Origin of the sequence: Allorhodopirellula solitaria (assembly GCF_007859855.1) — a bacterium.
GTDB lineage: Bacteria > Planctomycetota > Planctomycetia > Pirellulales > Pirellulaceae > Rhodopirellula > Rhodopirellula solitaria.
Genome location: NZ_SJPK01000009.1, coordinates 94777 through 106839, shown reverse-complemented (window position 1 = coordinate 106839; position 12063 = coordinate 94777). Strand labels below are relative to the sequence as shown.

5 protein-coding genes are annotated in these 12063 nt (G+C 59.9%); 1 reads left to right on the top strand and 4 read right to left on the bottom strand.

Going from position 1 to position 12063, the window contains the following annotated elements; genetic code table 11:
• Window positions 1-616 precede the first annotated feature (616 nt).
• A complete protein-coding gene (locus CA85_RS16715) occupies window positions 617-1714 on the top strand; it encodes a DUF3500 domain-containing protein (RefSeq protein ID WP_146392510.1) in 1098 nt (365 codons plus the stop codon).
• 57 nt (window positions 1715-1771) lie between these two features.
• On the opposite strand, the gene CA85_RS16710 is transcribed toward CA85_RS16715, so the two are convergent.
• The 4 genes from CA85_RS16710 to CA85_RS16695 all read right to left on the bottom strand — a co-directional run bounded on the left by CA85_RS16710 (window position 1772) and on the right by CA85_RS16695 (window position 12042).
• Complete coding sequence (locus tag CA85_RS16710) at window positions 1772-5893, bottom strand: CheR family methyltransferase (RefSeq protein WP_146392509.1); 4122 nt, start codon at window positions 5891-5893, stop codon at window positions 1772-1774.
• A 115-nt stretch (window positions 5894-6008) separates the two neighbouring features.
• A complete protein-coding gene (locus CA85_RS16705) occupies window positions 6009-8477 on the bottom strand; it encodes a hypothetical protein (protein WP_146392508.1) in 2469 nt (822 codons plus the stop codon).
• The gene (locus CA85_RS16700) at window positions 8477-11272 is read right to left on the bottom strand and encodes a BatA domain-containing protein (RefSeq protein ID WP_146392507.1); all 2796 of its coding nucleotides are present in this window, start codon (window positions 11270-11272) and stop codon (window positions 8477-8479) included. Before CA85_RS16700 ends, CA85_RS16705 begins: the two co-directional genes overlap by 1 nt.
• The gene (locus CA85_RS16695; protein WP_146392506.1) at window positions 11272-12042 is read right to left on the bottom strand and encodes an alpha/beta hydrolase; all 771 of its coding nucleotides are present in this window, start codon (window positions 12040-12042) and stop codon (window positions 11272-11274) included. Before CA85_RS16695 ends, CA85_RS16700 begins: the two co-directional genes overlap by 1 nt.
• Between the last annotated feature and the right edge of the window lie 21 nt (window positions 12043-12063).

The following is a 12063-nucleotide window of genomic DNA, read 5'->3' as shown; positions in this document are numbered from 1 at the left end:
GAATTTGATAGTGGACCGACGGCTCCGCCCGTCGTGAGGAACACCCGGCGTGGTCTTTAGCTCAGACGTTCGGAGCCGTCTGGCTACGAATTTGATAGTCGACCGACGGCTCCGACCGTCGTGAGGAACACCTGGCGTTGTTTTTAGCTCAGACGGACGGAGCCGTCTGGCTACGAATTTGACAGTCGACCGACGGCTCCGCCCGTCGCGAAGAACAGCTGGTGTGGTTTTTAGCTCAGACGGTCGGAGCCGTCAGGTTGCGAATTTGATAGTCGACCGACGGCTCCGCCCGTCGCGAGGAGCACCTGGCATGGTTTTTAGCTCAGACGGACGGAGCCGTCTGGCTACGAATTTGACAGTGGACCGACGGCTCCGCCCGTCGCGAGGAACAGCTGGCGTGGTTTTTAGCTCAGACGGTCGGAGCCGTCTGGCTACGATTTTGATAGTGGACCGACGGCTCCGCCCGTCGCGAGGAACACCCGGCATGGTTTTATGCTCAGACGGTCGGAGCCGTCTGGCTGCGATGGTCCCGTGAAGGTTGGCGGCACGGCGGAAGTACCGTTATACTGGCGAGCATCCATCCTCCACCTCCCTCCTATGATCGTGGCCCCGCCTTATGAAATTGTTTTCTTCTAAATCACTGCCAGCGTATTCGCGGCGCTTGAGTCTTGTGACAGTTGGCTTGCTTGCCGTCGGGGCCACGGGATTGGATCTTGGCCAATCGCCTGCTCGGCAGATGCAGACCTATGCGACGGCTTATCTCGATACTCTTGACGAATCGCAACGTCAGCAAACGACGATGGACTTCGATTCACCCAAACGAGTTGGCTGGCACTTCATCCCCAAGGATGACCGCAAAGGATTGAAATTGGAGCAGATGAACGACGCCCAACGCACCGCAGCACTGCGGCTATTGCGTGCGGCACTCAGCGAAGCAGGGTATCGCAAAGCGAACCAGATCATGCTGCTCGAAGAGGTGCTCAACGAGCTCGAAAAGGGCCAGGGCGGGAACGAACGGAATCCTGAAAAGTACTACGTCACGCTCTTTGGAACGCCGGGTAGTGACGAGTCATCTGCAAGTGGCGACGCAGCAGACCGCTGGGGGTTGAGTTTCGAAGGTCATCACATGTCGCTCAATTTCGTTTGCCGTGGTAATCAGATGCTCGACAGCACGCCCCAGTTTCTAGGGGCCAATCCCGGGGTGATCAAAGACGACACGGGAGTGACGTTGAGCAAGGGGACTGCGGTACTCAGTCGTGAAGAGCAGTTGGGTTTCAAACTGATTCGTTCGCTCAGCGACGAGCAGAAGGAAATGGCAGTATTCGCTGAGGAGGCCCCGCGAGATATTCGCTTCGCTGGCGAGGCCCAGCCCACGCCCGGCCCCGCAGAGGGAATCGAGTATGCGAAGCTCGACGCGGCCCAGCAAGATGTCCTGCGGGATCTGGTGAAGACTCACACCAACGTGGTCGCTGAACCCGTCGCCGAGGCGCGGCGGGCTCAGATCGAAGCCGATGGTTGGGATCAGGTTCAATTCGCCTGGGCTGGCGCCACGAAACCGGGGGTCGGTCACGCTTACCGTATTACGGGCGAGCGTTTTTTGATCGAGTTCAACAACACCCAGTCCGATCCGTCAGGGAACCCGGCCAATCACATTCACTGCATCTACCGCGACCTGACCGGCGATTTCGATTTGCCTGCGGACAGCGACCAGTAAGGTACACGGTGTCTGCGTCGTGGTAGTCTGGATCGCATCCGCCGCCGCACGTGGTGTCTACTGCTGGAAACGCTGGACCATCCCAATGAGTTTCTTCGCGTCGATGGGTTTGCTGAGGTAGTCATTGCAACCCGCTTGGAGACACTCGTTCATATCGCCCTGCATCGCATCCGCGGTCAGGGCGACGATAGGTCCGGTGTATCCGAGCTTGCGAATTTGCCGAGCCGTTTCATAACCATCCAGGTTAGGCATCTGCATATCGAGCAGAATGAGATCAGGGCACCTACCGCCTTTCAAGCAATCGTGAAAGTAGTTCACCGCGATCTGACCGTCTTCACACTCATCGACGGTCGCTCCAGCGGCGGTGAGCAAGCGTTTGCTTAAAAAGCGGATATCACGCCGGTCGTCCACGATCAGGACGAGGCCGCTCAGGCGTGTCGTTTCGTCCTCGACCTGCAATGTCGAGACTGGGTCATTCGTGGAGGATCTTGGGTAGCCCGTCCGCTCGACATCGGTCAGGTCACCGGTGGCGACCCTGACAAAAAATGTGCTGCCGACGCCGACGGTACTGCTGACACCGATTTCACCACCGAGCATGGCTGCCAATCGTTGGCTGATGGCGAGTCCCAGCCCGGTGCCTCCAAAATGTCGGCTCACCGAGGCATCACCTTGGGAGAACGGCAGGAACAAGCACTCCTGCTGCTGGGCTGTCATCCCGATGCCTGTGTCGGAGACTTCGATGTGCAACAACCTCTCTTCGGAGTCGAGACGCACGCGAATGTTCACTCGGCCTTCGCTAGTGAACTTGACCGCATTGCCGACGAGATTGATGAGGATTTGCTTGAGACGCTTGGCATCGGACACGATCGTCGTGGGCAGTTTGCCGTCGTATTCCACCGCGAGCTTAAGACCGCGTTCGGTAGCACGCACGTCCATAATCCCTCGCACATCCTCGACGAGCTGACAGGGATCGAATCGTTCAGGTTCGATATCGAGTTTGCCCGCTTCGATCTTCGAGAGATCCAGGATGTCGTTGACGATGTCGAGCAGGTAGGCACCGTTGCGGCGGATCGTCTGCAGGTACTGCTTGGCTTCTTCGCTCTCAACGAAATCTTGTAAGAGATCGGCATAGCCCAGGATCGCGGTCATGGGGGTGCGAATCTCATGGCTCATGTTCGCTAGAAACTCGCTCTTGGATTTACTCGCTTCGGTTGCTATTCGCTCGCTCTCGCGAAGCTCGATCGCCTGCACGTGTTCTCGGGTGGAGTCCCAGTTGAGTCCGTACATACGCACCACCCGACCGGAGGCATCTTGGATGACTTCACCGACACCCTGCAACCAGCGGGTTTCTCCATCGGCCCGAACGATGCGAAATTCACAGTCATAGGTGTCGCCATCGTCCAAGGCCTGCGCCCAGGTCGCTTTCAGCTCGTCGATATCGTCGGGATGAACATACGAAAAGAACAGCTCCGAGCTGGGCTGAGTACCCGTGTCGATTCCTAGCAAGGCAAACACTTCGCTCGTCCAGAAGCTTTCTTGGGGGGTCCATTCCCAGGCTGCCATGCCCGCAGCCCCTAGAGCCAATTCCAGTCGAGACTTGGCTTCGGCCAATTGGGTCACATCCACGAACGTCACAACGATTCCATCATGGTCGCCACTGGGGGTGTGGTAGGGGATGACACTGCGAATATAAACCCGGCCTGACTTCGAACTCAGAGTGTTCTCAATGACATCGTTGTCGGCCAAACTGTCTGGGGTGGGCAGACTCGGCATCGGTTCAATTGTGGAGACAAAATTTGCGAGCGGGCGTCCGATGTCGGTATCGAGTAGATCGTAGATGGCTGTCACTGCCGGAGTGAAACTTCGAATTCGCAGCTCATTGTCGAGGAAGATTGTGGCGATGTGGGTGCTACGTTGCAGGTACTGGATGTCGTTATTACTTCGCACGAGCATCTCGTTGGTCGCCTGGAGTTCCTCTTTCGATGTTTCGAGCTCCTCATTGGCCGACTGCAACTCCTCGTTCATCGAGAGCAGTTCCTCGTTCGATGACTTCAGCTCTTCGTTGGATGTTTCGAGTTCCTGGACGGTACGTTCGAGTGCCTCGCGTGTCCGCGCGAGTTCTGATTCGAGCTGCTCGATGACCTGGGTGGCCGAGGAATCATCGCGACGATTGCGCCGAGGGTCGCGCGGTGGGTCCCCCTCGGCATCATCATCCACCTGCAACGGTGTCCCCACGCGATGGAACACGACCAAGTGCAGGCTCGCGTCCTCGCCCATTTCCGGCATCGGCTGGACGGTTATGTGGACTCGTTGCAATCCTCCGGCAACGCTCAGTGACAAGTCTTCGGCGAGCGCTCGGCGACGATGATTCTTGGCTTCAGCGAACGCCGCACGCAATCCAATTCGAATGGAATCGTGGGCCATCGTGATGATATTATTTTTAAATCGCCCTCCCGACATTTTCAGAAAAGGAGTTGGGTCCGACGACAAAGTTTGAATATGCCCCTCATCGTCGACGACCGCCCACTGCGGCGCAAATTCCCCAAGAATGATCTCTTGGGCATAACGAAACAAATCGATTTCATCAGATGACTCCCCCACAATCCGGTCGGACTGGCCGAGATTGAGAATGGGGAAATCCAGTTTCGCGGAATGATCGAGCGACGTGATCCGCCGTTGGTACACACGATGCTTGATATGGATCGGACGAAACAGTTCCTTGTTGACAGAAAGGGTTTCGGCGGGCCCTAGGAAGAGAAACCCACCCGGCTTAATCGCGTAGTGAAATAGCGGGATGAGTTTCTTTTGCAGATGGCTGCCAAGATAGATCAGTAGATTGCGGCAGGAGACCAGGTCGATTTTGGTGAAAGGCGGATCACTGATGAGATTGTGCGACGAGAACACAACCATGTCCCGGATCCGCTTGCTCGCGAAATAACGATTGCCGCGTTTGACGAAAAACCTACGCAAGCGATCGGCGGACATCTCATCTTGAATCCCGATCGGGTAGTCGCCCGTTCGTGCCACTGTGAGCGCATGTTCGTCGAGATCGGTCGCGAATATTTGAACGCTCGCCTCTTTGTCGTTTTGGTCCAGAATCTCCGCGAGCAGGATCGCGATCGAGTAAGGTTCTTGACCAGTGGCGCAGCCAGGGACCCACACCCTCAACGGTGTGTCTCCCTGATGTTGTTCGACCAGCGGCGTCAAGACGTCGCGTGCCAGGGAGTCAAATGCTTGCGAATCGCGGAAAAATGCAGTGACACTGATCAATAGGTCGCGGAACAACCGGACGGATTCTTCACGGGACGTTTTGAGCATCTCGACATACGCGTCCACGCTGCTGATCTTAAGCACCTGCATCCGCCGCCGGATTCGGCGGACCAAGGTCGTCGTTTTGTAGTGTCTGAAGTCGTTGTTGGTGTGGATCTGTACAGCGGACGCGATTGTAGGAATCGCCGTGATGATGTTCCGATTGAGTTGATCAGCGTTCTCGGCGTCCTGTTGCTCATGCATGTGTTGAGCGTGATCCCAAATCTCGGCTGCGATTTTCTCGGGCGGTAAAACGTGATCGACGCTCCCGAGCGTTGCCGCCGAGCGAGGCATCGAACGCTCGTCCGCGGTATCGATGCTCTGAGCAATCGTCATGCCTCCAGCGTCACCGATGGCGCGGAGTCCGAGGGTGCCATCGGATCCCGTTCCTGAAAGCACCACGGCAACGGCGTGCTCCTTTCGCGACGTCGCTAGACTCGCAAAGAAGTGGTCGACCGGTGCGGCCCGCTCGTCAGCGGGAAGTTGAATTGCTACCAGTTTCCCGCTGCGGATCTCGAACGCCAATCCCGTAGCAGGGCAATACGCGCAACCCGCTCGGATCGAGACCTCTTCATCACTAGAGATCTCTTGCCATGCCTTCCCAGCAAACAACGCTGCCGTATCGCCCTCGTCGGGCGTCTGGGATTCGATCTCGGACTGGTGAGCCGATGGACTCGCTCCCGCCCGGCTGGTCGCGAACACGAGCGTGATCGCTCTGCCAGCATCCGCTTGCGTGTTGGCGGAGATCTCTGCGGCTAGGCTTTCTGCTACCTGAACAGCCACCGACCAACTGTCGGCTCCGACGGCGATACCAACGATGAGCGGTGGCGACGTTTCCACATTCGAAGTCGCCGGTTGTTCTACGCCCATTAACTAACCGTCTGGAGCAAGGGGGTCGGGGATACTGACAGTGTAACGGAATTCGCGTTTTACTCTACCGCATTCTTCGCGTTTTGAATCCTCCGAATGACTACCGGACAGGTGATCAGGCCAGGCCCCAGCGTCGGCGAAGTATCCACTCGACACAGAGGCTACCAGCGAACAAGCCGAACACGAGCCAACCGCTGAGGGGGCCGTCACCGAGCCGCCATTTCTCAATCACCGCCCGCTCCGCTCGCCGTCGTTGGTTCCCGATCCGCTCGATCAATTCGGAGATCTGGTCGGCCCGAAACGACTCTCCGCCAGCGGCTTCAGTGATCAATGCGAGGCGATCGAGCAACGCGTGATCAGCATTCCTCACCGCCAACTCCCGGGTATCATCGATGACTTGAAACGGCAGTTCAGCGGCAGCGGCTTGGCCAGCCGAATCGCTTGATCGCACCCGCAGTCGGTAAATCCCTGGAGGCAGTCCGTTGGTCAGCGTCTCGGCATTTTCGTCAGCGGCCGCCCCGGCGACCTCGCCGCTGGCCTCGACGCGCATTGCATCTCCGCTGCCCCTCGTCGTTGTCGTGACGTCGAGTGAACGCACGTCACCTGATGCCGATACCACTTCCACCGTCCAGTCTCCGGCGCCCACGCCCTCGCCCTCGCCGCCTGGACGCTGGGTAGCCGTGAACAGGCTACGCTCGGACGTGCTCATCCGCCGACGCGTCATCGTCAGTTCCAACTCACCCTCGGTGGTCTCTTCACGCGAGAGCATCCACAGCATCAGTTGTCGCCAGTAGCGCCGATGAAACTCGCTCGCTCCACTCGTCCACCAAATCCAAGTCGAATCGAAAGCGAGCGAGGCAACACGTCCTTGGCCGAATTCGCCCACGACCATCATCGGCTGCGCCTGTGAATCCTCTAAAAGTACCTGGACACCCGGCGCCACCTTCACGCCAGCAAACCGGTTGCCCCCGGGCATGGCGGGCAGAGCCAACCATTCGTCCTCATCGGATTGCGATGCGTCCAAATCGATTCGAGTGATCGGGTGGACAGCAGCGATGTGGAGCGACACTGGACCTGCGAGTTGGCCAGGCAATAAAGCCTCTGCCCCATCCGGCCCCAGCGGTCGCCGCAGGTCGCTCGTTTCTCTGCCAGGCGACTGCGCGGTTGCCCCATCCAACTGCACTGGCAAGACATTCGCCAACGGCGTTGCCTCGTAGCCTCCGGGGCCGTAGGTCCGCTCACCACCGAGCGTCAGCAATGCCGTTCCACTGGCAACCAGCTCGGCGATCCGGCTGAGTTGCTCCTGGCCCAAGGCGGCCGAATGCAGGTCCCCGAGAATAATGACGTCAAATCGGCCTGGTTGGAGATCGTCATCGAGATCGATCGGCCAAAGCGACGACGTGTCCCGTGGGATCCAGCGATAGGTGAGTTCGAGATCGGGAAACCGCCGCAGAGCCCGTCGCAGGTACCGTTGTTCCAATCGTGGCGTCCCCTCGAGATACAAGACGCGGCCACCGCCCGAGCGCACATCAACAAACGAAATCTGCTGGTCGTTGGTCGTGTCGGTCTCTCCCGCTGGAGAGCTCACCCCAGCAATCAGTCGGTACTGACCCGGGTCCGGTGCAACGACTGGAATATTCATCACCTCGCGACTGGCGTCCTGATCCGACGTGATCGTGCGCGTCGCGGCGACCGTCTGTTCGCCTGCTTCGTCCACCCAGACCAATGTGAGTTCGATCGGTGTCCCTGCGTAGCCGCGGGTTTGAACCTCCAGTGAAACGTCGGTCTCGTTGCCAGTAAACATGCGATAGGTTTCCGGCAAGGAGCTGACCGATACATCTCGCTCTGGACCGCTCGCAGCCCGCGGTCCCAGAGCCACCGTCCACAGTGGGACCCCGATCGAAGCCACCCACTGCGCCGATGCGACGGGATCGCTGGTCTGCCCAGCATCGGAGGGCATCGTTTGCGTCCCATCGCTGATCAAGACGATCCCGGCCAGTGGCGTGCTCCGCGATGTTGCCACGGCCGCCTCGAGCGGTGACGCCAGGTTTGATAATCGGCCATCGGGCTGGACCGTGTCAAGCGATGGAAGCGTTCGAGACAGATCACCTGCTGGGCCCCCGACGAGCCGTTCACTCGAATCGTCAAACCGATACAGGGACACGTTGAGATGGTCATCGAGGGAGGACAGTCCCTCCGCCAAGGCAGTCAGGGATCTCCACTGCTGGTGCCAACGGTTTTCCGCGCCACCAATCGCGCTGGGCACGTTCGGATGCCCCTCATTCGCCCCGCCGGCCGGTGTTGTTACCGAAGGGTCACCTGATGCCAGCGTCATGCTCCGCGATGTGTCGATCGCGATCGCGAGCGTCGCGGCGGCTGGCCGATTGTCCGTTTGAACCCACGAGGGCCGGAGCATGGCGAGCACCAGCGTGATGGCGGCGATGCCGCGAAGGGCCAATAGGAGTCGGCGCCTGCCCCGCGTCACACCCAGAGGCATGATCCAAAACAAAAGTGAGACCACCAGGATCGTGAGCACCAACCCAGTGATCCCCGAGTTGTAGATCGGGTCATAACTCAATCGCATCAATCGGACTCCCGATCGGATGACGAACCGTAAAAACGATTGCTCAAGATTTGCTCCGCCAAGAACACCAGCACCACCATCAGCATCAGCGGCCCATGCAACGAAACAGCAGCTCCTGCCTGCCCTCCCGTCCGCAGCGACAGTTCACCGAGGTCATGATCCATCGACCAATCCTGATCACCAAACCACCGCTGCAACGTCTCCTGGTCGGTCGTTTCCCCCGCGGACCAGACTGGTGGCAAATTTACCGAGAGACCGCTCCACAACCGCGGCCCACGCAGAAAGTAGGTGCCCGGTGTGTCGGTGTCTTGAATCAAAACATGGGACTCGGTCGCCGGAAGGGTACGCCCGCTCGCTTGCCCGGGTTGGTAGAGCTCGACCACCGGTTCGTCTTGAACGCCGCTTCCGTCGCTATTGCCGTCGGTGTTGCCTCTGCCATCACCGGTCCCCCATTCCAAGTGCCGCAGGACAGGTTGGCCTGCGAGGACGGTCGTATCCTCGTGATGCAGTCCCGCCGCCCACGCGGCGAGTCCGCGAACGGCCATGAATGCGGGCCACGCGTCGGCAGCACCAAACAGATCGTTCCAATCTCGCGTTGACCGGCCGAGGGCGGGCAAGGGGGTCGTTGTCAAAGCAACCCGTCCCTCGCCCAGTCGCCGGATCAGTACCGCGGGGTGTCCCCCGCCAGCCTGGTCGTTGGGCTTTGCATACCGAGCAATCACATCCCATGCTGATCCCTGACCGGCTGAATTCTGACCCGTTGATTCACCTTCCCTCGATGGCTGCTGCATGGATGCAGCGTTGCCGGAGGTCGCCTCGGCCACTTGCCAGTATCGCTGGATGCGAAAATCGCTCCAATTCGGCATGGAAGTTGGCCGCATCAATGTGGAGAAGATCGGGTGGGTGTTGTTCGTTACTTGCCAAAACGTGCCCGGCGCAGGCACACGCCAGGACCGAATCAGGGGCGGGGCCAGTGGCTCAGTTGACCGCGCTGCTTGCCCGAGATCACCGCCGCTCGACGCCATGCCAATCACCTCGGCGGCGGGACCGAGGCTGATCATGAGACCGCCGCCGCGCGAGACCACGCCCGCGATATCGTTCCACATGGCCGTGCTGATCCCATTGGACGAACCAACAATTTCGCGTCTCCCCGCATCAAAGTGCAGTGGTGGGTCGATCAGCACGACTAGGTTGAACACGGTCCAATCGACGGCGGCCAGATCACGGTAACTCACCGTTTCGATGTTGTAGCTCGCTGATGCCGAATCGGGCGCGTGCGGCGCCGTCATGGCGGCCGCCAATACCGAGGTCTCGTTGCGGTCCTCGCCCACCACTAAAACGCGTGGGGAGGCGGGGATGTCGACGGTGATGAACCGCAGATTATCCCATTGAAAACGATCGCCGCCAAGCAACTCGACCACCGCATGGTGGGTGCCTCGCGTCAGCGGGGGCAGTGTCAAGGAAACCTCCTTGGCAGCGCCACCGCTCAGTGCAACCGATGCTCGGTCGACCGTTCGTCGTTGTGGGAAAACGATTCTCCCATCGCGGACGACGGGCAGCGCCGGATTCTGGTCATAGAGACTGAGCTGAACCGTAGCCGTGAACGCCTTCGTGCTCGTTCCGTCTGCACCGGAGTCAGGCAAAGGGGCGGCTGCCATTGCGCTCGCGGGCCACGCACCGACCTCGAAGCGAATCGGGATCGCTGTTTCCGGTGAGGGGGCGACCTCGGCTACCTGCGGCGGCGAAATCCATGAGTTGAACGTGTCCGCATCGGCAACCGGTCGCCCCGCCGAATCCGCTTGACGGTTTCCCTCGCTTTCGAGTTCGAGTTCCCCTTGCTCGTGGGTGCTGAGGATTCGAATCGGGACACCTTCGTGCTGAGCCGCAGCCAAGGGCGATCGCGTGTTCGATGCAGGCGCGTTCGTTTCCCAAGTCGGCGCCGACATGTCGGATATCACGACGACTTGATGTTGGGGCAGATCGCTGGTGCCGACGAGATCCACCGCCGCGACGATCCGCTCCGCAATCGGCGCGGGCACCGCGTGCGGTGTGATCCGATCCAACCTCGCCTGGGCGGCTCGCGGATCGAGCGAAAAACCTGCCGGCGACCCCGATCGGTCCACGATCGCCACGCGGCTGCCGCTCGGCAGGCTGTCGATCAGGTCGCTCGCCCAGGCCAGGGCCAGGGCCAGGCGTGTGCCCGCGAGATCCAGCCCCGCCTGCTCACGCAGCTCTTCGCTGTTCTCCGCCACCGCCTGCGTGTTGCCAGCGGTGGAAGTGAAGTCGTCGTCGATGCGCCAGGCCGAGGAGGGGGAGTTGTCGATGAGGATTGCGATCGCCATCGGGCCGTCGCCAGCGATGCGCGGGGAGGTGCCGCTTGCGATCGCGCGGACTGCCACGATCCCACCGATGCTCGCCAACACGATGGCGACGGCCAACAGTGACCACGCCAACGATCGGGCCAGACCGCGTGAGAAGGCGACCGACGCCATGACCAACAATACCGCTCCAGCGACCAGCAGCATGCCAGTGGAAATCCACTGGGACGACATCGCGGCATCAATGTGAGGCTGGGCCAATACGATGGCGAAGGCGACCAGAGCGAGGATCCTCAGTACCAACAACCACAGACGGCGCACTCGCAGTCGGCTGCTCTGCGTCGTCAAGCGTTGTCGTAGAAAGGAGACCGCGGGAAAGACAACACGGCGAGGTGGCTGGCGAGCCAAAAAATGCAAGGCGATGGGAACTCCCGCCGCCAATGTTCCCAACAGCAATGTTGCACTGAGGAAACTCATTACTCGATCGAAACCGCCATCAGTCGCAGACGCTCAACCAGCCGAAATAAGGTGTCGGTCTCGATCGTGTGCGGTCCCTGAAAGGACTTGAACTCCACTTCCACGCCGCCGCCTCGCAAGAGATCACGCAAAGCTTCGGCACTGGAGAAAGGCAGGATCGGATCGACCCGACCGTGTGATTGGAGAACGTGTGTTTCAGCGAGCCGTGGCATGGCCTCGGTCCAGGATGATTGGCAGACCAGGGTTCCTGAGAACTGTACCAGCATGCTCGGTGGTCGCACGCTACCGCGCAGGGCCACGTCCATCGTCAACATCGCACCCTGGGAAAATCCACCGAGCACGTAGGGGGTGTCGTCGGGGAAATCCGCAAGCACGGCGGTCACGGTTTCCTCCAAGGCCGCGCGAGCCTCGTCAATGCCGGGTGGAACTTCATCGTGCAGCTGAGCAAACTGATTCGTCTGCAAGAGCTCTTGCAGCATGCCCATGTTCAACGGCCACCACGCACGCCCCTCGGGCATTCCCACGTCGGATAAGTCGTGAGGCGCTTCGGGGTAGATGAACCGAAGCTGCGCCGAGTCGCGGCCGATCCATTCGATCAAGTGAGGCGTCAGCGAAGCGAGGTCATCGCCGGGGGCACCGTAGCCATGACATAGGATGACAGGGATCTGAGGCTCTTCGGATCCGTCGACGACGAGACAGCGAAGAGAACCGATGGTTTCGATGCGTGGCCGGGCGGCGTAGCCGTCGGCGGAATAGTTGGGCTTGTTCATGCCCCTAGGTTACGCGAAAGA

Excerpts from the sequence above, each read along its gene's own strand:
- CA85_RS16715 (WP_146392510.1), top strand. The coding sequence starts at position 617 with ATGAAATTGTTTTCTTCTAAATCACTGCCAGCGTATTCGCGGCGCTTG.
- CA85_RS16710 (WP_146392509.1), bottom strand. The coding sequence starts at position 5,893 with ATGGGCGTAGAACAACCGGCGACTTCGAATGTGGAAACGTCGCCACCG.
- CA85_RS16705 (WP_146392508.1), bottom strand. The coding sequence starts at position 8,477 with ATGCGATTGAGTTATGACCCGATCTACAACTCGGGGATCACTGGGTTG.
- CA85_RS16700 (WP_146392507.1), bottom strand. The coding sequence starts at position 11,272 with ATGAGTTTCCTCAGTGCAACATTGCTGTTGGGAACATTGGCGGCGGGA.
- CA85_RS16695 (WP_146392506.1), bottom strand. The coding sequence starts at position 12,042 with ATGAACAAGCCCAACTATTCCGCCGACGGCTACGCCGCCCGGCCACGC.